Genomic DNA, 21746 nt, shown 5'->3' on the forward strand with positions numbered 1-21746 from the left:
TTTACCATACGGAAAGTCAAAAATTGCCGTCCCTGGCTTTATTCCTTACTGTGTCTGTCTTCAACGCTCAGCGTAACGCACCGCTGGCGGCGGCGTGCGGCGCATCACCCGCTCCAGCACCTGCTGTTCCAGCTCCGCCAGCCGGGCGGAACCGCGACGGCGCGGGCGTGGCAGATCGATAGTTAAATCCAGCCCGATACGCCCATCCTCAATCAGCAGCACCCGATCCGCTAAGGCAACGGCTTCACTGACATCATGTGTTACCAGCAAGACGGTGAAATGTTGCTGTTGCCAGATAGCCTCAATCAGTTCCTGCATCTCAATACGCGTCAGGGCGTCCAAGGCGCCCAGCGGTTCGTCCAGCAGCAGCAAGCCGGGGCGATGGATCAGCGCACGCGCCAGTGCCACGCGCTGCCGCTGACCGCCCGAAAGCGCGGCGGGCCACTCTCCGGCACGATCGGCCAGATTAACTTCTTCCAGCGCCCGCATAGCATCGGCGCGCCAGTTACCACGTAACCCGAGGCCAACGTTATCGATTACCCGTTTCCACGGCAGCAGGCGCGCGTCCTGAAACATCAGACGTGTTTCTTCATGTGCGGTAGCAAGCGGCGCCTGCCCGGCCAGCAGATCCCCTTCGCTGGGAAACTCCAGACCGGCCAGCAGGCGCAGCAGGGTGCTTTTACCGCAGCCGCTGCGTCCTACCACCGCGACAAACTGGCCGGAAGGGATGTGTAAATCGATACCCTGCAGGATAGCGCGATCGCCAAAGCGTTTACTGACGCTCTGTAATCCAACGGGCGTGCCGACGTTAAGACGCGACGGCGCTGCAATAGCGTTCATACCACGGCCTCCTTCAGTTGATAAGCGGGGTGCCAGCGCAGCCACAGGCGTTCCAGCAGCACGGCGCTGACATCTGCCAGTTTGCCCAGCAACGCATAGAGCACGATGGCAACGACGACAATATCGGTTTGTAAAAACTCACGCGCGTTCATCGCCAGATAGCCAATACCGGAATTAGCGGAGATGGTCTCCGCCACGATCAGCGTCAGCCACATCAGGCCAAGCGCGAAGCGCACGCCGACCATAATTGAGGGCAGGGCACCCGGCAGCATCACCTGGCTAAACAGCCGCCAGCCGGAAAGGCCATAGCTGCGCGCCATCTCCACCAGACCGCGATCGACATTACGGATACCGTGAAAGGTATTGAGATAAATGGGAAACAGCGTGCCCAGCGCTACCAGGAAAATTTTGGCGGATTCGTCGATGCCGAACCATAGAATCACCAGCGGAATCAGTGCCAGATGCGGGATGTTGCGCAGCATCTGCACCGAGGTATCGAGCAGGCGCTCGCCCCAGTACGAGGCCCCGGCCAGCAGCCCAAGCGCCAGACCAAGCGTACCGCCGATAATAAAACCGGTCAGCGCTCGCCAGCTGCTGATTGCGAGATGTTGCCACAGTTCGCCGCTGGCGCTAAGACGCCAGAAGGTCAGTACCACGCTTTGCGGCGCGGGCAGAATGCGCGTTGAAAGCCATCCGCTTTGCGAAGCGATTTGCCACAGCGCCAGCAGCAGCACCGGCAACAGCCAGGGGACCAGTGGATGACGTGCGCTGAATTTGCCTTTGCTCATCATGCGCATCCTCAGCTTTGCGACACTTTTTGCGGCGCAAAATCATTCGCCACCGCTTCGCCATGGGCTGGTATACGGCGTGGCGCGGGTACGTCAGGCACTGCCAGATCGAGGTGAGGGAACAGCAGCTCGCCAACCCGGTAAGCTTCTTCCAGATGGGGATAGCCAGAAAGAATGAAGGTCTCGATGCCGAGATCGGCGTACTCCTGCATACGTGCCGCCACCGTTGGGCCATCGCCAACCAGCGCCGTGCCCGCGCCGCCACGTACCAGGCCGACGCCAGCCCAGAGATTGGGGCTGATCTCCAGCCGATCGCGGCGACCGTTATGCAATGCCGCCATACGCTGCTGACCGACAGAATCGGTACGTGCCAGCGCCGCCTGCGCTTTGGCAATAGTGGCATCATCAAGGTGCGCGATAAGCCGATCGGCGGCCTGCCAGGCTTCAGCATTGGTTTCGCGTACGATAACGTGCAGGCGAATACCGAAACGCACTTTGCGCCCCTGTGCCGCCGCTTTAGCGCGGACCTGTTCGATTTTCTCTTTGACCTGGGCCGGTGGTTCACCCCAGGTAAGATAGACATCCACCTGCTCCGCCGCTAAGTCCTGCGCCACCGTTGACGATCCGCCAAACCAGAGTGGCGGACGCGGCTGCTGTACCGGTTTAAACATCAGGCGTGCGCCGCGCACCTGCAAATAATCGCCCTGATAATCGACGGTTTCTCCTTCCAGCACGCGCCGCCAGATACGGGTAAACTCGGCGGATTCCGCATAGCGTTCGGTATGATCGAGGAAGACGCCATCGCCCGCCAGCTCTTCCGGGTCACCGCCGGTCACCAGGTTAAACAGTGCACGACCATTGGACAGGCGGTCCAGCGTCGCGGCCTGACGCGCAGCCTGGGTTGGTGAGATAACGCCAGGACGCAGCGCTACCAGAAAGCGCAGCCGCTGGGTAACCGGAATCAGCGACGCGGCAACCAACCAGGCGTCTTCGCAGGAGCGCCCGGTAGGGATCAGCACGCCGCCAAACCCCAGCCGATCTGCCGCCTGGGCAATCTGTTGCAGATAACCGTGGTCAACCGGGCGTGCGCCTTCCGCCGTGCCCAGATAGTGACCGTCGCCGTGGGTGGGTAAAAACCAGAAAACGGATAATGCCATGATATTCTCCTTACTCACTGAACGGTTGCGCCGTGCCAGATATGGCGGGTGACGTCGAGCTTCACGGGAAGCAGGTGATTTTGGTAAAACAGATCGGCGGTATGTTGCTGCGCCTGTACCGTTTGCGCACCGACCGGCGTAATGCGTGTCGGCGGCCGATGATCGAGGTAGCTGGCGATGACGGCCTCAGGCAATCCCATACTTTGTGCCAGCAGCCTGATGCTTTCAGGGCGCTGACTCTGCGTCAGGGCGTCCGCCTGGCTGAAAATATCGAGCACCGACTGAATAAATGCGCCATGCGCTTCGGCATAGCTGCGGGTAGCCAGATAGAAAGAGCCGGTAAGATTGAGCGTGCTGCCATCGGTCAGTACCCGTACGTTGCCCTGCTGTAAGGCGGCAGAGTAATAAGGGTCCCAGATGGCCCAGGCATCGACATTGCCCTGCTGGAAAGCGGCGCGCGCGTCGGCAGGCGTCAACCAGACAGGCTGAATATCCGTAAACTGCAATCCCGCTTTTTGCAGCGCGCGCAGCAGCAGATTGTGAGAACTGGAACCTTTCTGTAGCGCTACCTTATGGCCTTTTAAATCAGCAACCGTTTTGATGGAGCTGTTATCCGCAACCAGAATAACCTCCGCCTGCGGCTTGGGTGGTTCCGCACCAACATAGAGCAAATCGGCACCGGCGGCCTGCGCAAACAGCGGTGGGATATCGCCGGTGCTGCCGAGATCGATACTGCCTACGTTAAGCGCCTCCAGCATCTGTGGGCCGGCAGGAAATTCTACCCAGCGAATTTGCGTGTTGGGATAGCGCTGCTCCAGCAGGCGGTGTGTTTTAGCCAGTACCATACTGACGGAGCCTTTTTGGTAGCCGATACGGATAGCGTCGGGTGCCTGCGGTGCGGCGTAAGCGATGGCACTGAGGCCAAGCAGCGCCAGCAGAGCGGCAGCAAGATGACGGGAGAAACGAGACATTGGCTACTCTCCTTATACCGCTTGTGCCAGGCGCGCTTCACGCTGCCGCAGGGCATAGCAGAAGGTGGTCAATGCGTCATTTAACCGACTGTTCAGCAGGTCGCTAATTTCAGGTTGACGATCGTAGTGGCTGATTTGGCTGTCTTCGGCAAAGATGCCATGCAGCACTTCTTGCGCTTTCAGTGCGCTCAGCACCGGTTTCAGTGCGTAGTCGACCGCCAGCATATGCGCCAGCGTGCCGCCGGTAGCCAGCGGCAGCACAACTTTATGTTCCAGCGCGCGTTCTGGCAGAAGATCGAGCAGGGTTTTCAGCGCGCCGGAAAAAGAAGCTTTATAAACCGGCGTGGCGACAATAAGCCCGTCGGCTAGCGCTAAATCTTCTTTGAGCGCCAGCAGAGCAGGAGAGTCGAAGCGTGCATAGAGCAGATCCTCCGGTGGAAAGTTGTGAATGTTCCAGGGCGTGACCTCAATGCCACAGCCTTCCAGTGTATGCTGGCACAGCGTCAACAGCGCCGTAGATCGTGAGGGAAACCGCGGGCTTCCGGCCAGAGTAATCACACGCATCGCCACTCCTTATAACGTAAAGTTATTATATTGAACTTATTGAGAACCAGTGGCTTTATAGTGGCAGAGGGGGCGACGGTGATTAAATGATTTATCCAGTAATAGAAAGCTAATTTTGCGCTAAAGCAGGGCAAGCCGGTGCGATATCAGGTTTACTGGCGCCGAGGTTTAACATCTCTGGCTTTTTACTGCCGTTATGCCAGATAATATCGCCCCGTTTGCCACCGGGAATTCAGGAGAGCCCATGTTTTACCCCTTCGCACGTAAAGCCTTGTTTCATCTTGACGCAGAACATGCCCATGAACTAACGCTGCAGCAGCTGCGCCGTATCAGCGGTACGCCGTTAGAAGCATTGATTCGCCAGCGCTTACCGGCGCGTCCGGTGACATGCATGGGGCTAACCTTTAAGAATGCGCTTGGTCTGGCGGCCGGAATGGATAAAAACGGCGACTGCATTGACGCATTCGGCGCAATGGGTTTCGGTTTTGTTGAAGTCGGTACGGTAACGCCGCGTCCCCAGCCGGGCAATGATAAGCCGCGCCTGTTTCGTCTGGTGGAGGCCGAAGGGATTATTAACCGCATGGGCTTTAATAATCTCGGTGTGGATCGGCTGGTAGAAAATGTGAAACGCGCCAGTTTTAACGGCGTACTGGGTATTAACATCGGTAAAAATAAAGATACGCCGGTTGAGCAGGGCAAAGAGGATTATTTGACCTGTATGGATAAAGTCTATCCTCTGGCTGGATATATCGCCGTGAATATCTCCTCGCCCAACACCCCAGGCCTGCGAACATTGCAATATGGTGAGGCGCTGGATGATTTGCTGATGGCAATAAAAGCACAGCAAAAACTGCTGGAAAAGAAACATCTGAAATATGTGCCGGTGGCGGTAAAAATTGCGCCTGACCTCTCGGAAGAAGAGCTGGTGCAGATTGCAGATAGTCTGGTTCGTCATCAGATTGATGGCGTTATCGCGACGAATACCACGCTCGATCGTTCTCTGGTCAGCGGCATGAAATTTAATGAAGAGACGGGTGGACTGAGCGGAAGACCGGTACAGCTACGCAGCACCGAAGTTATCCGTCGCCTCTCTCAGGAATTACAGGGCAAATTACCAATTATCGGTGTGGGCGGAATTGATTCCGTGATTGCCGCGCGTGAGAAAATAGCGGCAGGGGCCACGCTGGTACAAATCTATTCCGGCTTTATTTATAAAGGTCCCGGTTTAATCAAAGAGATTGTGACGCATCTCTGACCTTCCTGAAGAATCTGGCCGGGGGCTTTTAATCTGTTTCCGGCTGGTTTATATTTTGTACATACTTTGTTCTCTGATGGAAAATTATTATTCACGGTTTTGATATTTTCTGTTTATGCCGTGTCTGATGAACACTATTTTGTTTCAGGTTGACGATAACCTGAAGTTCGGAACCCTCAACTTGTAGTAAGGCAAACCATGAGGATAAAACCTGACGACAACTGGCGTTGGTTTTTCGACGCAGAGCAGGATCGTATGATGCTCGACTTAGCGGATGGTATGCTGTTTCGCTCGCGTTTTTCCCGCAAAATGCTGACGCCGGACGCGTTTGATGACGCAGTGTTCAGCGTTGACGATGCGGCGCAGTTTTATACCTGGCAGGAGAGCTGCCGCGAAGCAGCGCTCAGCGATGAACAGAACGCCGAGCTGCTACTCAACGCGTTGGTTGCTTATCGTTTTCTGAAGCCTCTGATGCCGAAAAGCTGGCATTTTCGCGTTCGTCAGCGTCACTGCTGGCAGCCGGGTGAAAGCGATCTGGTTACGGTTACCCTGAATGAAAGCGGGGAAGAGGCCAGGCTGCTGGTGGTTGAAGCGGGAGAAAGCGCGGCACTGTGCGTACTGGCGCAGCCCCAGCTGCAGCTGGCCGGTAAAACCATGATGCTTGGCGATGCGATTAAATTATGCACGATCGCCTGCAATCCTGGCATGCCGAACAGGCGCAGCATTACGCCTGGGCCGGTTGACCGCGCATTCGGCGTCAGGCCAGCTCAATATCTCCGGCGGGAATACAGCTACAGCTTAGTAGGGTGCCATCAGCGTGCACGGCGTCCTGCTTCAGCGCCGTTACCTGACCTGAGAGCAGGCGCATTTCACAGCTACCACACAGGCCGGCACGACAGCTGTAGGGAATGCGGTGGCCCTGCATTTCCAGCTGTTCCAGTATAACTTGCTGGTTATTGCCGATGAACGATTTGCCCTGGTAGCTAATCGTCACGCTGCTTTCCGCCGCCGCTTCCACATGTAGTGTCTCTGTGACTTTACCCGCGCCATATAAGCGCGGCGGCTGGGTTTGTAACACTTCCAGCGTATCGCCTACCCGAATAACGCCGCTGTTGCGGGCAATCAGATTCATTCCAAAATCGACATCACCGCTATCATCCAGCGCGCTGCGGAAACTCTGTAACGTTTTAAGCGGTTCGCCGGAAGGATGCTTTTGTCCACGCTCCGGGCTGATGGTGGTGAAAATGCAGCGGCTGCAAGGTTTCGCGACGTCAAACTCCACTTCACCAAGGCGCAGGCGCGCCCAGCTGTCCTCTTCCCAGGCGACCGCGCCGGTAACCGTCAGGTTAGGACGAAACTGCTCCAGTCGGATACTTGCCGTACAGCGCTGTTGCAAATCGTGCAGTGACGCTTCGTTTACCAGCAAAAATGGATAGCCGTCGGCAAAGCCGAGCGGCACGTCAGGATGGCGTTTGACCCGACGCGTCATCTCCGGGCCGACCCAGCGTAGCTGAACCGGATGCGGGAAAAAGCCGCTCAGCCAGTCATTGATCGGCTGCGGTGCGATACGGGCGGTGAAATGATTGCCCCAGACTTCGGTCGCGGCATCCTGTGGCTGAAAATCACTATACCGCAACGTTGCGCTGCTGTTGTCCGGTGCCTGTAGCCACAGCCCGTCCGGCATCAACGCCGGAATAAACTGCACCAGCTGTGGAAACTGGCGAGCGGTAATAAAGGTGCCGTCTTCAGCCGTCAGCATAAACAAGCGATCAAAGGCCAGACCGCTCTCTCTTACCTGGGCGTGCGAGAGCTGTAATCCTCGCATTGATTTGACCGGATGAATAAACAGGCGTGACAGAACAATCATAATGCTCTCCGAACTGGACCACGGGCAATACAGGAATCTGCGCTTAAAGGAAGCTAACTTTATGACATGCGGCGGCGATTAGCTATAATGCGCAACAATTTTCCCAATACTGTAAGTGATGATATGAATTCTCTGTTTGCCAGTACGGCGCGTGGGCTCGAAGAGCTGTTGAAGAGTGAGCTGGAAGCGCTGGGGGCGCAGGAGCTGCAGGTGGTGCAGGGTGGTGTACATTATCAGGGTGACGATCGTTTAATGTATCGTAGCCTGCTGTGGAGCCGCCTGGCATCGCGTATCCTGCTGCCGCTGAGCGAATGCTCCGTCTATAGCGATCTCGATCTCTATCTTGGCGCCCAGGCTATCGACTGGACAAACCTGATTGACGGTACTTTTGCCGTCCACTTTAGCGGTACTAACGAAGCGATTCGCAACAGCCAGTTCGGTGCGTTAAAAGTAAAAGATGCCATCGTTGACAGCTTTACCCGTAAAAATCTGCCGCGCCCGGATGTCGATCGTGAACAGCCGGATGTGCGCATCAATGTCTGGCTGAATAAGGATATCGCCAGCATTGCGCTCGATCTGAGCGGGGAAGGAATGCACCAGCGCGGCTATCGCCAGCAGACGGGGCAGGCACCTATGAAGGAGAACCTGGCCGCGGCGACAGTGCTGCGCTCTGGCTGGCAGCCGGGTACGCCGCTGATCGACCCGATGTGTGGTTCCGGTACGCTGCTGATTGAAGCGGCGCTGATCGCCAGCGATCGTGCTCCGGGTCTGAACCGCCGTCAGTGGGGGTTCAAAGGCTGGAAAGCACATCAGCCTGAGCTGTGGCGAGAGCTAATCGACGAAGCGCAGATCCGCGCCCGCCAGGGCGTGCAGCAGACAACTTCGCGCTTTTTTGGCTATGATAACGATGAGCGGGTGCTGGAACGCGCGCGCGGCAATGCCCGTCGCGCTGGCGTGGCCGATCTTTTTACCTTTGGCGTGCAGGATGTGGTGCAGCTGAAAAATCCGCTGCCGCAGGGGCCGATCGGCACCGTTATCAGCAACCCGCCCTATGGCGAACGTCTGGAGAGCGAACCGGCACTGATCGCACTGCACAGCCAGCTGGGGCGCGTAATGAAAAGCCAGTTCGGCGGCTGGCATCTCTCGCTGTTCAGCGCCTCGCCCGATCTGCTGAGCTGTTTGCAGCTGCGTGCCGATCGTCAGTTTAAAGCGAAAAACGGCCCGCTGGAGTGCGTACAGAAAAACTACCAGCTGGCGGCAAGCAGCAGCGAAGGAATGCCTGCGCAGGTGGCGGAAGATTACGCCAATCGCCTGAAAAAGAATATGAAGAAGCTGGACAAGTGGGCGCGTCAGGAGGGTATCGAATGCTATCGCCTGTATGACGCCGACCTGCCGGAATATAACGTCGCCGTCGATCGCTACGCCGACTGGGTGGTGATTCAGGAGTATGCGCCACCGAAAACCATCGATGCGCTCAAGGCACGTCAGCGTCTGTTTGATGTCATCAGCGCCACGCTGACGGTACTGAAGTTGCCAGCTAATCGTCTGGTGCTGAAAACGCGCGAAAAGCAGAAGGGTAAAAGCCAGTATCAGAAGCTGGGCGAAAAAGGCGAATATTTTGAAGTTAGTGAGTTTAACGCGCGCTTCTGGGTAAACCTGACCGACTACCTTGATACCGGCCTGTTTATCGATCATCGTCTCGCGCGGCGTATGCTGGGCCAGATGAGTAAAGGCAAGGATTTCCTTAATCTGTTCGCCTATACCGGCAGCGCCAGCGTGCACGCCGGGCTGGGTGGCGCACGTTCCACCACTACGGTGGATATGTCGCGCACTTACCTGGAGTGGGCAGAACGCAATATGCGTTTAAACGGCCTCAGCGGGCGTCAGCATCGACTGATGCAGGCAGATTGCCTGAGCTGGCTGCGTGAAAGTCATGAGCAGTTCGATCTGATCTTTATCGATCCGCCTACCTTCTCTAACTCAAAACGTATGGAAGAGAGCTTTGACGTGCAGCGCGATCATTTGCAGCTGATGCGCGATCTTAAACGTCTGCTGCGTGCGGGCGGCACCATTATGTTTTCTAACAATAAACGTGGCTTTAAAATGGATCACGAAGGCCTGGCCGCTATCGGCCTGCGCGCCCAGGAGATCACTGCCAAAACGCAGTCACAGGATTTTGCCCGCAACCGCCACATTCATAACTGCTGGCTGATAACCCATGCCGGTAAGGAATAACGCTGTATGTCATTAATTAGTATTCACAACGCTTATCTCTCTTTCAGCGATGCACCGCTGCTCGATCACACCGAATTGCATATTGAAGAGAATGAGCGCGTCTGTCTGGTAGGGCGCAACGGTGCCGGTAAATCCACGCTGATGAAAATTATCAACGGCGAGCAGCCGCTGGACGATGGGCGCATTATTTTCGAGCAGGATCTGGTGGTGGCGCGCCTGCAACAGGACCCGCCGCGTAATATCGCCGGTACGGTATATGACTTTGTTGCCGAGGGCGTAGCGGAGCAGGCGGAGCATCTGAAGGCCTACCACGCCATTTCTCACGTGGTGATGAACGATCCGAGCGAAAAAAACCTTAATGAAATGGCGCGCCTGCAGGGCGTGCTGGATCACCATAATCTGTGGCAGCTGGAATCGCGCATTAATGATGTGCTACAGCAGATTGGCCTTGAGCCGGAAGTGGAGCTGTCGTCGCTTTCGGGTGGCTGGTTGCGTAAAGCGGCGCTGGGGCGCGCACTGGTCAGCAATCCGCGCGTGCTGCTGCTGGATGAACCCACCAACCATCTGGATATCGAAACCATCGACTGGCTGGAAACTTTCCTGAAAACTTTCCAGGGCAGCATCGTCTTTATCTCTCACGACCGTTCATTTATCCGTAATATGGCGACGCGTATTGTCGATCTCGATCGCGGCAAGCTGGTTTCCTGGCCGGGCGACTATGATAAATATCTCACCGGGAAAGAAGAGGCGCTGCGCGTTGAAGAGATGCAGAACGCTGAATTTGACCGCAAGCTGGCGCAGGAAGAGGTCTGGATTCGTCAGGGCATCAAAGCTCGTCGTACCCGTAATGAAGGCCGCGTGCGTGCGCTGAAAGCGCTGCGTCGTGAGCGCTCGGAACGCCGCGAAGTGATGGGCAAAGCGCAGATGCAGGTCGAGGAAGCGTCACGCTCCGGCAAGATTGTCTTTGAGCTGGAGAACGTTAACTACAGCATCGGCGATCGCACCCTGGTCAGAAATTTCAGCGCTCAGGTGCAGCGTGGCGATAAGATCGCGCTGATTGGGCCGAACGGCTGCGGTAAGACCACGCTGCTGAAACTTATGCTGGGCCAGCTTAAGGCAGACAGCGGACGCGTACACAGCGGCAGCAAACTGGAAGTCGCCTACTTCGATCAGCATCGCGCTATTCTCGATCCCGATCGTACGGTGATGGATAACCTCGCAGAAGGCAAACAGGAGGTGATGGTTAACGGCAAACCTCGCCACGTGCTCGGCTATCTGCAGGAGTTTCTGTTCCATCCGAAACGTGCGATGACGCCGGTACGCGCGCTTTCCGGCGGTGAACGCAACCGCCTGCTGCTGGCGCGCCTGTTCCTGAAGCCAAGCAACCTGCTGATTCTCGATGAGCCGACTAACGATCTGGATGTAGAAACGCTGGAGCTGCTGGAGGAGCTGATTGATGGCTATCAGGGCACCGTACTGCTGGTAAGCCACGATCGTCAGTTCGTGGATAATACCGTTACCGAATGCTGGATTTTCGAAGGCAACGGCGACATCGGTGCCTTTGTTGGCGGCTATCATGATGCTCAGCATCAGCGTGCCACATCGCGTCAGAGCCGCGTCGCACCGGTAAAAGCGTCGGCGCCGGTGGAAAAAGCGCCCAGGAATGAGGGGGCAAAACAGCCAGCTGTAAAACTAAGCTATAAGTTACAGCGCGAGCTGGAACAGTTGCCGCAGCAGCTGGAGGCGCTGGAAGCACAGATTGAACAGCTGCAGACGCAGATGGCGGATGCCAGCTTCTTTAGCCAGCCGCATGATAAAACCCAGCCGGTTCTGGATGCGCTGGCGGAGGCTGAGCAGCAGCTGGAAAGCGCTTTCGAACGCTGGGAATACCTTGAATCGCTGAAAAACGGCGCCTGAGATCGGGAGTAGGCTATGTGTTCATCCGAACACTCAGAAGAGTGGATGCTTTGTCCGCAATGCGACCTGATGACGCGGCTGCCGCCGATTGCCATCGGGCAGAAAGCGAGCTGTCCACGCTGTCACGCCACCCTGACCATTAACTGGAGCGAGCCGCGTAAGCGGCCCTCCGGTTATGCGCTGGCGGCGCTGTTTATGCTGCTGTTGGCTAATTTGTTTCCCTTTGTGAGTATGCATGTCTCCGGGTTGAGCAGTGAAATTACCCTGATGGAAATCCCACAGGTAATGGTTTCAGAAGATTACACCAGCCTCGCCACGCTGTTTATGCTGTTTGTTCAGGCGGTGCCTGCCTTTTGCATGGTGACATTACTGCTGCTGGTTAATCCGCTACCGTTGCCACAGCCGCTGCGTATTGGCCTGGCGCGTATTCTGTTTAAGCTTAAAAGCTGGGGAATGGCGGAAATATTCCTCGCGGGAGTGCTGGTCAGCTTCGTTAAGCTGATGGCCTACGGCGATATTGGTATCGGCAGCAGTTTCCTGCCCTGGTGTCTGTTTTGTCTGTTGCAGCTACGCGCTTTTCAGTGCGTCGATCGACGCTGGCTGTGGCGGGAAATCGCCGCAGAACCGCCGCTTCCTTTCAGGCCGCAGGCTGGTATCAGTGGATTGAAGCAGGGGCTGCGATCCTGTCCGTGCTGTACTGCCGTGCTGCCCGCCGATCGTTCTGTCTGCCCGCGCTGTACAACGGTAGCGCATGCGCGTCGTCGGCATAGTCTGCAGTGGACGCTGGCGCTGCTGTTCACCTCGGTTATTATCTACATTCCCGCCAATATTTTACCAATTATGGTAACCGAAGCGCTGGGTGACAAAATGGGCTCCAATATTATGGCCGGGGTTATCCTGCTGTGGAGCGACGGCTCTTATCCGGTGGCGCTGGTCATCTTTATCGCCAGTATTATGGTGCCATCGCTGAAAATGCTGGCTATCGGCTGGCTGTGCTGGGATGCCAACGGGCACGGCAGACGCGATAGCGAAAAGATGCATCTGATTTATGAAGTGGTGGAGTTTGTCGGCCGCTGGTCGATGATTGATGTTTTTGTTATTGCCGTGCTCTCCGCTCTCGTACGAATAGGGCAGTTAATGAATATTTATCCCGCACCGGGTGCGATACTCTTTGCGGCAGTGGTGATCCTGACAATGTTTGCCGCCATGACGTTCGATCCCCGTCTTACCTGGGATCGTGAACCAGAGAATATGATGAAGGAGCCGAGTCTTGACGGAAAATAACCACGGCGTCGCCAAAGTGGATCAAATTAAACGCTGGTCGCCGGTATGGATAGTACCTATTGTTACCGTCCTGATTGGTGCCTGGATTCTGTTTTACCACTTTAGCCATCAGGGACCGGAGGTGACGCTTATCACCACCAATGCTGAAGGCATTGAAGGTGGGAAGACGGCGATTAAGAGCCGCAGCGTGGATGTAGGTGTAGTGGAAAGCGCCGTGCTGACCGACGATCTGCATCATGTAGAAATCAAAGCCCGGCTCAATGCGGGAATGGAAAAGCTGCTGCATGAAGACAGCGTTTTCTGGGTGGTAAAACCGCAGGTAGGGCGCGAGGGGATTACCGGCCTTGGTACGCTGCTTTCCGGGGCTTACATTGAACTCCAGCCGGGTAGCAAGGGAACCAAGCCCGATCGGTATAAATTGCTTGATGCTCCACCGTTGGCACCGCCTGACGCGAAAGGTATTCGTATTGTGCTGGATAGCACCAAAGCGGGTCAGCTTAATGCGGGCGATCCGGTGCTGTTTCGCGGCTATCGAGTCGGTTCGGTGGAAACCAGCAGCTTTGATGCCGACAAGCGCGCTATGCAATATCAGCTTTTTGTCGCCGCGCCTTATGATCGGCTGGTCACTTCTAATGTGCGCTTCTGGAAAGATAGCGGTATTGCGGTAGAGATGTCGGCATCGGGTATGCGTGTTGAAATGGGATCGCTGACTACGCTGTTTAGCGGCGGCGTCAGTTTTGATGTGCCCGATGGCTGGGAGCTGGGCGTGCCTGCCGAAAATAAGGCGGAATATCATCTTTATGACGATCAGCGCAGCATTCAGGATTCGCTCTATACCAAACATCTTGATTTCCTGATGTTCTTCAACGATTCAATTCGCGGTCTGCAGCCGGGGGCGCCAGTAGAGTTCCGCGGTATTCGCCTTGGTACCGTAGCACAGGCACCTTATACCGTGCCGGGCTGGAACCAGTCGCTGAATAATGATTATCGTATCCCGGTACTGGTACGGATCGAGCCCGATCGTTTTATTAACCGTCTGGGTAGCGATTTCGATATTGAACAGCATCTGCAGGATGGTAAAAAACGTGGTCTGCGCGCCTCACTGAAAACCGGTAACCTGCTTTCCGGTTCGTTGTATATCGATCTCGACTTTTATAGTAACGCGCCGCAGTATAAGGGGCCGGAAAAAGTCGCCGGGTTGGAAATTATCCCTACCGTCACCGGCGGGCTGAGTCAGATTCAGCAGAAGCTGATGGACGCGCTGGATAAGATTAACAATCTGCCGCTGAATCCGATGATTAATCAGGCTACCGGTACGCTGAGAGAAAGTCAGCGCACGCTACAAGAGCTGCAAAAAACGCTGGATAACGTGAATAAAATTACCGCCAGCCCGTCAATGCAACAGCTGCCGCAGGATATGCAGCAGACGCTGCGCGAGCTGAATCGCAGTATGAAAGGATTGCAGCCAGGATCGCCTGCCTATAACAAGCTGGTGGGGGATATGCAGCGGCTCGATCAGGTATTGCGCGAACTGCAACCGGTATTGAAAACGCTTAATCAGAAGAGCAACGCGCTGGTGTTTGAAGCTAAACCAGGCGAGGATCCGCAGCCGAAGAGGGCGAAGCAATGATGAAATGGATGCCGCTGGCGATGGTGATGGCGTTAAGCGCCTGTAGTACCACCACGCAAACCACGATGTACCAGCTGCCAGCGGGAGCGCCAGCAATGGCGCCGGTCAGTCAAAGTACGCTACTGGCGGAAAGTGCGTTGCCGCTGTGGGTGGAACATGTGTCGGTGCCCGATTATCTGGCGGGCAACGGTGTGGTTTATCAAACCAGTGACGTAAAATATGTTATCGCAGCGAACAATCTGTGGGCCAGCCCGCTCGATCAGCAGTTACAGCAAACGCTGGTAACCAATCTTAGCGCTGCCTTACCCGGCAGGCTGGTTTCCGCTTTACCGTTGGGTGAGCAGCACGACACGCTGAATGTGAGCGTTACTGGTTTTCATGGACGTTATGACGGGCAGGTAGTTATCAGCGGTAGTTGGACGCTGGAGCATGGCGGGCGTATTACCCGTCAGCCGTTTAACCTGACGCTGCCACAACAGGAAGATGGGTATGATGCGCTGGTAAGAACGCTGGCGCAGGGCTGGCAACAGGAAGCGCAAAAGATGGCTATTGCTTTTTCTGCTCTGCAAAATAATTAAATATTCTGTCTCTGATTCCGATCTGTCGGTGCCGTTCAGCGCGCCGGGATCGGAATTTTTTTATTTCACAATCAGAACGTTGTCCGGTAACAGCTCCTCTCACCAGAAAAAACTCTAAAAATAGCGTATTCATATGACAATGGCGTGAATTTTGCGCATTGACCTTTTTTGCCGATAGGGGTAGAACAGGAATGTGGTTGCACATTTTGTGACCATTGTTTTCTTTCCACCAGTTCCACCATACCTGAATGAGGGAAATGAGGCATGAAGAGACAAAAACGAGACCGCCTGGAACGGGCACATTCACGAGGTTATCAGGCTGGCATCAACGGGCGCTCAAAAGAAATGTGTCCTTATCAAATGATCGAGGCTCGGTCTCACTGGTTGGGAGGTTGGCGAAAAGCCATGGAGGACAGGGCGGTTAGCGTCAGTACGGCGCTGGCCTGACGGCCTGTTCAGAAAAAGGACAACCTCCGCTGTAAGCGGAGGTTTTTGTTGATGTAGGACTCTATCTGTAAAGTGTTCATGCTAAATACTAGCCCGTTTTTTTAAAAACAATAAATTGTATGATCAGATATGAATCCGCTTCCTACGTATCCTGTCGTTGTCAAAATCATTATATATGAACATTAAGTAAAAATACGAAAGTTCGAAAGGCGATCGCGTTAAAGAGTTCTATTGCACCATTTTAATTTTATACACGATAAAAATATGCAATGGTTTTAAGTTAAGTAATCAAGTCGAGCGCATATATCTGAAGCCAGAATCTCACCCATTTTTATTTTTTTGAATTAACAGATTCTGTAAAAAAATATACTTTCACTAACGACAAATTTTGCATATCTTACCTTAGGGAATAAGTTAGGCGTGTAGTTCAGGTTAACGGAATAACAATAGAACAAAATATTTAAAGACTTTTAAGGGAAGGAATCCCCCTGCTATGCAAGTGGAATCCTTAGCGACTATTTTTTTAGCATCAAGGGTTTTTCAATATACTTATGTAATAAAGTAGAAATTAGGATGCTTGAGCCGATTAATATTAAAAATTTCAGAAAGCTGTAATGGTGCATACCAAATGTTGGGAAGTGTTTTTCATATAATAATAATATTGGGAAATGAATTAAATACAGAGTGTAAGAAATATCTCCCATAAAGGATAATGCTCTGAATTGAAATTTTATTAACAGAGGTTCAAGTAATAATAAGCCTAAAAAAAGCGGGAGGGTAAACCAAAAAAAACCATCCATACCGAATCCGGTGTTATGGTATTTAATAAAAACAAAAAAAGAAACAATTAATAATAGTACGCCTAAAGGAATATAAGTCTTGGGTTTTAGTGTTTTAATTTTATCATAGTTATACGCTATAATCATGCCGGCTATAAATTCAAATAATATCGTAGTGCTAAGTAGTTTAATTACAGCCTGTCCTGGATTCTTAACGTCTAAGTGCGCCGAAATAGAAGAGTTAAAGTGAAAATTTCCATTATATAAATATTGCAGGCCTACAACTGCCAGGATAATAGTAGCTGTTGCCACATGAATTCTTCTACGATGATTTATTTTCATAGCAAGGGCAAATATAAAATAAAATACTACCTCATAGGCTAACGTCCACGGAGGGCCCAACATATTCCAACCATAACCAGGTGCAGGTTGACTGTAATCTTTATGCAGTAGAAATAAAGACTTTAAAATTGTAGAAAGAGACTCATTGTAATATAAGGTAAGACAAAAAAATAACCAGACAATAAAGTAAATTGGATAAATTCTTAAAAACCTTTTCCTCAAAAAATGAATAATACTTTTGTTTTTTGATGTAGTAAGAGTAATTATAAAACCACTAATTATAAAGAACAAATCTACGCCAAATTTCCCAAAAGAAAATAAATTATTTATATAGGCTCCGTAATGTAAAAGAACGACAATCAGACATGCAAAACCCCTCATGTAATGTACTGAAATGACTTGACTTTTTTGAAGTTGATGTGTTGCGGTCATGAAGATAAGAAAAGTAATAATGAAAAATTAAAAATAGCATTTTTTCTGATAATTATCAACAAAAATATGTAAGCCCAACATATCGCTACACTGCTTAAGCTATATGGTAGACTTAATCCTGCCTGCGAAAACAAAGTAGGAAATTAAGTATTGTTTATTATCATTTTAACTAATGATGATTTTGTTTTAAAGTACATATGTAACGTAGGTTTCTTAGTAAAAAACCACCTGCATAACAGGTGGCTTTGACACAGCCCCTTAAAAGGGGGCTTAAACACTACCCTTCCACTCCAGCTGTATTTGTCTTTCTTGTTCCTCTTTGGTTACCTTGTCCTGGTACCGTACATATCGTCTGATTATTTCTTCATTTGTCTCTACTGAATCCACAAAATATCACTCTTTAACAAGAGTGATTAACCCAAAGTTTGTGCTTCCTGAGATAAGGAAACTTCACGAACAACCTGATGGCTGTTCGCCCTTCACAAATCCCATTAATTTGGAAACACTTAAACTCGGTGGGGTTCTGACAACCAGATGTATATGATCTATTTGCACATTTAGTTCTACTACCGTGCATTTATTTATACTGCAGTGAATGTAGATATTATGGTAAAGCTCTTTACCAGGGTTACCCTTGAGGATTTTGTATCTGTACTTCGGGGCCCATACGAGATGATACTGACAGCGATAGAATACGTGGGAAGCGGGTTCATATCTGCTCATGCTATTTACTCCTTGATTTGCTGGTAACAAAACAGGGTAATATTTAGCATGGGCATGCTATAGGCAGAGCCCGCATGAACGATCACCATCTCCATAGGAGGTGGTTTAAAATTGATAAACAAAAAATCTATTGTTGAAGGGTCTTATGACTTATTATATAATATCGGCTAAGAAGGTAATGTTATAACCCATGCAAAAAATGATTTTGATTATATTGCTTGATCCAATGGTTTGTTAAAAATATTCAAAATAAAAATAGTGAATTATATTAATCATCAAATTAGAATGTACTTGTTTTTAATAAGTACTTTTATCGCTTATAGAACCCGTCTCCAGCCAGGGATGCATGAAATTTTTAGTTTTAAGATAGCTATAAAATCTCTTTTGTTTTGTTAAAATACTCTGCTGCGTGGCAATTAAAAAGTTCAAACAAAAAACAAAAAAGAATCCCAGGAGTAGATGAAAATATTTAGCGCATACCTGCTGCAACTGTAAATACCATAATTTGTTGTTCCGAATTAACGCTTATAGGTATCGGATGCGGAGAAATGCATTTCGTCGAAGATGACGTGTCTTGCTTTATGAGATGTTCGAAAGAGGAAAGCAAACTGATGCTATATGTGAAATTTGGTTATTTAAAGTATAAATACAAGAACAGAGTATTTTAGTGCAAAGGGTGCATTGTCGTTTAGTTGTGGATAACGATAAATTAAATGTACAGAACTATATAAAACTCTACTCTGAAGACGATGACAGATGAGTAGTTATCGATTCCATATATAGGCAACCTATAAGTACTCTATAAATACTAAGATACTCCTGTAAGAACACAACTGGTAACATATTCTACAGGTATGCCTGAAAAACCTCCGGCTATGCCGGAGGGTATTTATTTTGGATGCTTAAAACGCGGTAGTGTCTTTAAACAGACCCACTTTCAGATCGCTGGCAGTATAAATCACGTTACCATCAACCAGTACTTCGCCATCCGCTACGCCCATTACCAGCTTACGGTTAATGACGCGTTTAAAATGGATACGATAGGTGACCTTCTTCGCAGTCGGCAACACCTGTCCGGTAAATTTCACTTCACCAACGCCCAGCGCACGACCTTTGCCTTCCGCGCCAAGCCAGCCCAGGTAAAAGCCAACCAGCTGCCACATTGCATCCAGACCCAGGCAGCCCGGCATTACCGGATCGCCGATAAAGTGGCAGGAGAAAAACCAGAGATCGGGATTAATATCCAGCTCTGCTTCAACATATCCCTTACCGAAGTTACCGCCTTCTTCGCTCATTTTGACCACGCGGTCCATCATCAGCATATTGCCAGACGGCAGCGGTGGCCCTTCAGCGCCAAAAAGCTCTCCGCGTCCAGAGGCAATCAGATCTTCTTTTGTGTAGGAGTCGCGTTTTTCAACCATGTTCAATAAGCCTTGTTTAGTGAATCACGAAGTTTAGCTAACAGGTGTAAGCTGAACAACTCCGATCAGCTGTGGTTAAACCAGTTTAGCCAACGCAGAGGCCAGGGGCGTTGCCGCGCTTCCTGTTGGTTAAATTCTGTAATGCGCTCCTGAATTGACTGTAACAAACATGGTGCGTTGTCTTTTTTCCAGGCAATACCGGTCAGCAACGGCAGAGCTTCAACCACCTCGTTGACGGCCCACAGATGAAACTGACCTTCACGCACCGCATCTACCACCGCCTGCTGCAGGCAGAGATGACGTACGTTTGCCGCCGGGATAATTACGCCCTGCTGGCCGGTCAGGCCGCGCTGCTGACAGACTTCAAAGAAACCTTCAATTTTTTCATTCAGTCCACCAACCGGCTGAACATGACCAAACTGATCGACTGAACCGGTTACCGCAATCTGCTGATTGATCGGCTGTTCGGCCAGGGCACTGACCAGCGCGCACAGCTCAGCGAGCGAGGCGCTGTCGCCATCAACTTCGGAATAGGATTGCTCAAATACCAGAGAGGCGGAGAAGGGAAGCTGTTGATCGAGCTCCAGCTCGGCAATCAGGAAAGCCTGCATGATCATCATGCCTTTGGCATGAATGTTTCCGCCCAGCTCGGCTTTACGTTCAACATCGGTGAATTCGCCATCGCCCACGTGTACAACGCAGCTGATACGTGACGGTTCACCAAACGCACGTGGATGACCGGGGAATTCAATAACCGACAGGCCGTTAATTTGCCCAACTATAGCGCCTTCGGTTTCTATCAGAATTTGGTCAAGCAGGATTTCATCGCGCATCTGCTCCGGCAGGTAATTTTCCCGCCAGCTGCGGGCGTCCAACGCGGTTTGTAACGCTTCTGCGTCCAGCCTTTCGCCATACTCTGCGGCCTCACGCAGCTGGCGACCAAGCCAGGCAGGGCAAAGCGGCAAAATTTCCTGATCGCCGCTGTAGCGTACCGCTTCCTGTAGTAACAGAGGCCAGAAATCGGGCGTGATGTCTGGTAGTCTGGCCTGGCGTGACAGCGCGGTAACCCAGCGGCACCACAGGGCCATGTCTTCCTGCTCTTCAACGCGCAGGCTCTCTTCGTATTCACTGTAGATAGCCAGCGAAGCAAGCTCAGGTTCCATCTCCTGAAAGTCGGCCATCGCATCGCGATCGCCACACAGTACCAGCTTCAGCTGCATTGGCATTGAAGGAATGCCGATCGGCAGCGGGCGTGATTCATCTGGTGAAAGCCAGTCAAAACGCTGCTGCTGCACAATCTGCTTCAGACGCAGCCACATTAGCGGTTGTGCCAGTAGCGCACGCAAAGAAAGCAGTAGCGTACCGCCGTTAGCGCGATGAATCAGTCCCGGCTCCAGCGTAACGCGTTGGGCAAAGATACGCACACAGCCAAAAAGCTGTTCTGGTTCGATCCAGTCAGCAAACTGCGTCTCGCCGCGGCTGGCAAATGCATCTTCTGCTATTTGCGCCGGTTGCCAGGTAATCTGTTCTTCATTAATCAGATAGTTACCGCCGTAAAGATCTTTCTTCTTGACGTCGTTATGCTGTAATGTTTGCGCCAGCAATGACAGCGTCTCACTGTTTTCCGCACAGCGAATCAGCAGCAGTGGGAAGGGCGCACGGCTACGCTGCAGCAACTGGGCGGCATCAAACAGGCGAGGCTGGATGTCAGGCAGAATATCAGAGCCGTTATCGCTAAAATCGCGGGAAAAAACAGGCTGGAAACTATCGGCATCAGGCTGTAGCGCCTGCCATGCAAGTCGGTTGCTGGTCAAAGTAATCGTATTTGTCTTGTATTAATGTAAAGCGCGATTATACAGCTTTTCAGGCTGTTAAGCACGGCAGAGATTGGGATGTCCTTGAGAAGGGGAACGGTGAATATGTCGCTGCGCCTTTCTCTGCCGCAAGAGATAAAAAAGCTGTTATTCTTAGTTTGTTACCTGCTCATGATGAGATTCCGATGAAATATCAGCAGCTGGAAAACCTTGAAAGCGGATGGAAATGGAAGTACCTGGTGAAAAAACATCGGGAAGGGGAAGCGATCACCCGATATATTGAAATCAGCGCCGCGCAGGAAGCTGTAAAGGCCTTACTGGCGATGGAAAACCATCCGATAGACGTGCTGAAATGGATTGAGCAACATATCAATCCGGCGCTGGAAAACCGTATGAAGCAGACGATTCGCGCACGGCGAAAGCGTCATTTCAATGCTGAACATCAGCATACCCGTAAGAAATCTATCGATCTGGAATATCTGGTATGGCAAAGGCTGGCCGGACTGGCGCAGCGTCGCAGCAGCACTCTGTCTGAAACTATTGTACAGCTTATTGAAGATGCCGAACGTAAAGAGAAATATGCCAGCCAGATGTCTACGCTACGCCAGGATTTACAGGCGATTCTTGGCAAAGACGATGTAAAGTAGAACGAAAGTTACAAACGCAGCCATAAAAAAACCCCGCCTGAGCGGGGTTTTTCGT

17 protein-coding genes and 2 pseudogenes are annotated in these 21746 nt (G+C 51.9%); 9 read left to right on the forward strand and 10 right to left on the reverse strand.

Translation table 11 applies throughout. From position 1 onward, the window contains the following. Nucleotides 1-60: 60 nt before the first annotated feature. The 5 genes from ssuB to ssuE are packed head-to-tail and all read right to left on the reverse strand — an operon-like array spanning nt 61 to nt 4320. Entirely contained in the window at nt 61-840 is a 780-nt protein-coding gene (gene ssuB, locus C7M51_RS03885; RefSeq protein WP_160620592.1) for an aliphatic sulfonates ABC transporter ATP-binding protein, read from the reverse strand. Then, nucleotides 837-1628 carry an aliphatic sulfonate ABC transporter permease SsuC gene (gene ssuC / locus C7M51_RS03890; RefSeq protein ID WP_160623554.1) on the reverse strand — a complete coding sequence of 264 codons (792 nt, stop codon included), beginning with the start codon at nt 1626-1628 and terminating at the stop codon, nt 837-839. Before ssuC ends, ssuB begins: the two co-directional genes overlap by 4 nt. 11 nt (nt 1629-1639) lie before the next feature. Then, complete coding sequence (ssuD, locus tag C7M51_RS03895) at nt 1640-2785, reverse strand: FMNH2-dependent alkanesulfonate monooxygenase (protein ID WP_160620593.1); 1146 nt, start codon at nt 2783-2785, stop codon at nt 1640-1642. A 14-nt stretch (nt 2786-2799) separates the two neighbouring features. Continuing rightward, nucleotides 2800-3756 carry a sulfonate ABC transporter substrate-binding protein gene (locus tag C7M51_RS03900; RefSeq protein ID WP_160620594.1) on the reverse strand — a complete coding sequence of 319 codons (957 nt, stop codon included), beginning with the start codon at nt 3754-3756 and terminating at the stop codon, nt 2800-2802. 12 nt (nt 3757-3768) lie between these two features. Next, nucleotides 3769-4320, reverse strand: coding sequence for an NADPH-dependent FMN reductase (gene ssuE, locus C7M51_RS03905; RefSeq protein ID WP_160620595.1), 552 nt, complete (start codon nt 4318-4320; stop codon nt 3769-3771). Nucleotides 4321-4564: 244 nt separating this feature from the next. Here ssuE and pyrD point away from each other — a divergent pair, with 244 nt between their 5' ends. After that, nucleotides 4565-5575, forward strand: coding sequence for a quinone-dependent dihydroorotate dehydrogenase (gene pyrD / locus C7M51_RS03910; RefSeq protein WP_160620596.1), 1011 nt, complete (start codon nt 4565-4567; stop codon nt 5573-5575). Nucleotides 5576-5773: 198 nt separating this feature from the next. Continuing rightward, nucleotides 5774-6318: pseudogene (locus tag C7M51_RS03915) on the forward strand (cell division protein ZapC). 14 nt (nt 6319-6332) lie between these two features. Here C7M51_RS03915 and C7M51_RS03920 read toward each other — a convergent pair. Next, nucleotides 6333-7442: a YcbX family protein gene (locus tag C7M51_RS03920; RefSeq protein ID WP_160620597.1), complete on the reverse strand. Its 1110-nt coding sequence runs from the start codon at nt 7440-7442 to the stop codon at nt 6333-6335. A gap of 123 nt (nt 7443-7565) precedes the next feature. Here C7M51_RS03920 and rlmKL point away from each other — a divergent pair, with 123 nt between their 5' ends. The 6 genes from rlmKL to rmf all read left to right on the forward strand — a co-directional run bounded on the left by rlmKL (nt 7566) and on the right by rmf (nt 15533). After that, complete coding sequence (gene rlmKL / locus C7M51_RS03925; protein ID WP_160620598.1) at nt 7566-9677, forward strand: bifunctional 23S rRNA (guanine(2069)-N(7))-methyltransferase RlmK/23S rRNA (guanine(2445)-N(2))-methyltransferase RlmL; 2112 nt, start codon at nt 7566-7568, stop codon at nt 9675-9677. A 6-nt stretch (nt 9678-9683) separates the two neighbouring features. Further along, nucleotides 9684-11594: an ABC transporter ATP-binding protein gene (locus C7M51_RS03930; RefSeq protein WP_160620599.1), complete on the forward strand. Its 1911-nt coding sequence runs from the start codon at nt 9684-9686 to the stop codon at nt 11592-11594. A gap of 15 nt (nt 11595-11609) precedes the next feature. Beyond that, nucleotides 11610-12878, forward strand: coding sequence for a membrane integrity-associated transporter subunit PqiA (gene pqiA, locus C7M51_RS03935; protein ID WP_160620600.1), 1269 nt, complete (start codon nt 11610-11612; stop codon nt 12876-12878). Next, on the forward strand, nt 12865-14508 hold the full coding sequence (gene pqiB, locus C7M51_RS03940; protein WP_160620601.1) for an intermembrane transport protein PqiB: 1644 nt from the start codon (nt 12865-12867) through the stop codon (nt 14506-14508). The genes pqiA and pqiB overlap by 14 nt, the downstream gene beginning before the upstream one ends. Next, a complete protein-coding gene (gene pqiC, locus C7M51_RS03945) occupies nt 14505-15086 on the forward strand; it encodes a membrane integrity-associated transporter subunit PqiC (RefSeq protein ID WP_160620602.1) in 582 nt (193 codons plus the stop codon). Before pqiB ends, pqiC begins: the two co-directional genes overlap by 4 nt. 264 nt (nt 15087-15350) lie before the next feature. Continuing rightward, nucleotides 15351-15533: a ribosome modulation factor gene (gene rmf / locus C7M51_RS03950; RefSeq protein WP_141174542.1), complete on the forward strand. Its 183-nt coding sequence runs from the start codon at nt 15351-15353 to the stop codon at nt 15531-15533. A 515-nt stretch (nt 15534-16048) separates the two neighbouring features. On the opposite strand, the gene C7M51_RS03955 is transcribed toward rmf, so the two are convergent. The 4 genes and pseudogenes from C7M51_RS03955 to C7M51_RS03970 all read right to left on the reverse strand — a co-directional run bounded on the left by C7M51_RS03955 (nt 16049) and on the right by C7M51_RS03970 (nt 21044). Further along, on the reverse strand, nt 16049-17035 hold the full coding sequence (locus C7M51_RS03955; protein ID WP_160620603.1) for an acyltransferase family protein: 987 nt from the start codon (nt 17033-17035) through the stop codon (nt 16049-16051). Between the two features lie 321 nt (nt 17036-17356). Next, nucleotides 17357-17809, reverse strand: a pseudogene (gene tnpA / locus C7M51_RS03960) (IS200/IS605 family transposase). Nucleotides 17810-18711: 902 nt separating this feature from the next. Further along, on the reverse strand, nt 18712-19230 hold the full coding sequence (gene fabA / locus C7M51_RS03965; protein WP_141174541.1) for a bifunctional 3-hydroxydecanoyl-ACP dehydratase/trans-2-decenoyl-ACP isomerase: 519 nt from the start codon (nt 19228-19230) through the stop codon (nt 18712-18714). A gap of 65 nt (nt 19231-19295) precedes the next feature. Beyond that, nucleotides 19296-21044: an AAA family ATPase gene (locus tag C7M51_RS03970; protein ID WP_160620604.1), complete on the reverse strand. Its 1749-nt coding sequence runs from the start codon at nt 21042-21044 to the stop codon at nt 19296-19298. Between the two features lie 185 nt (nt 21045-21229). On the opposite strand from C7M51_RS03970, the gene matP reads away from it, so the two are divergent. Continuing rightward, nucleotides 21230-21691 carry a macrodomain Ter protein MatP gene (gene matP, locus C7M51_RS03975; RefSeq protein ID WP_160620605.1) on the forward strand — a complete coding sequence of 154 codons (462 nt, stop codon included), beginning with the start codon at nt 21230-21232 and terminating at the stop codon, nt 21689-21691. Nucleotides 21692-21746 lie beyond the last annotated feature (55 nt).

This window comes from Mixta intestinalis (assembly GCF_009914055.1).
Classification (GTDB): domain Bacteria; phylum Pseudomonadota; class Gammaproteobacteria; order Enterobacterales; family Enterobacteriaceae; genus Mixta; species Mixta intestinalis.

Bases quoted from the DNA above. Each gene is read 5' to 3' on its own strand.
- ssuD (WP_160620593.1), bottom strand. From the start codon at position 2,785: ATGGCATTATCCGTTTTCTGGTTTTTACCCACCCACGGCGACGGTCAC.
- pqiC (WP_160620602.1), top strand. From the start codon at position 14,505: ATGATGAAATGGATGCCGCTGGCGATGGTGATGGCGTTAAGCGCCTGT.
- rmf (WP_141174542.1), top strand. From the start codon at position 15,351: ATGAAGAGACAAAAACGAGACCGCCTGGAACGGGCACATTCACGAGGT.
- pyrD (WP_160620596.1), top strand. From the start codon at position 4,565: ATGTTTTACCCCTTCGCACGTAAAGCCTTGTTTCATCTTGACGCAGAA.
- matP (WP_160620605.1), top strand. From the start codon at position 21,230: ATGAAATATCAGCAGCTGGAAAACCTTGAAAGCGGATGGAAATGGAAG.
- ssuE (WP_160620595.1), bottom strand. From the start codon at position 4,320: ATGCGTGTGATTACTCTGGCCGGAAGCCCGCGGTTTCCCTCACGATCT.
- C7M51_RS03955 (WP_160620603.1), bottom strand. From the start codon at position 17,035: ATGAGGGGTTTTGCATGTCTGATTGTCGTTCTTTTACATTACGGAGCC.
- ssuC (WP_160623554.1), bottom strand. From the start codon at position 1,628: ATGAGCAAAGGCAAATTCAGCGCACGTCATCCACTGGTCCCCTGGCTG.
- C7M51_RS03930 (WP_160620599.1), top strand. From the start codon at position 9,684: ATGTCATTAATTAGTATTCACAACGCTTATCTCTCTTTCAGCGATGCA.
- C7M51_RS03900 (WP_160620594.1), bottom strand. From the start codon at position 3,756: ATGTCTCGTTTCTCCCGTCATCTTGCTGCCGCTCTGCTGGCGCTGCTT.
- rlmKL (WP_160620598.1), top strand. From the start codon at position 7,566: ATGAATTCTCTGTTTGCCAGTACGGCGCGTGGGCTCGAAGAGCTGTTG.
- fabA (WP_141174541.1), bottom strand. From the start codon at position 19,230: ATGGTTGAAAAACGCGACTCCTACACAAAAGAAGATCTGATTGCCTCT.
- C7M51_RS03920 (WP_160620597.1), bottom strand. From the start codon at position 7,442: ATGATTGTTCTGTCACGCCTGTTTATTCATCCGGTCAAATCAATGCGA.
- ssuB (WP_160620592.1), bottom strand. From the start codon at position 840: ATGAACGCTATTGCAGCGCCGTCGCGTCTTAACGTCGGCACGCCCGTT.
- pqiA (WP_160620600.1), top strand. From the start codon at position 11,610: ATGTGTTCATCCGAACACTCAGAAGAGTGGATGCTTTGTCCGCAATGC.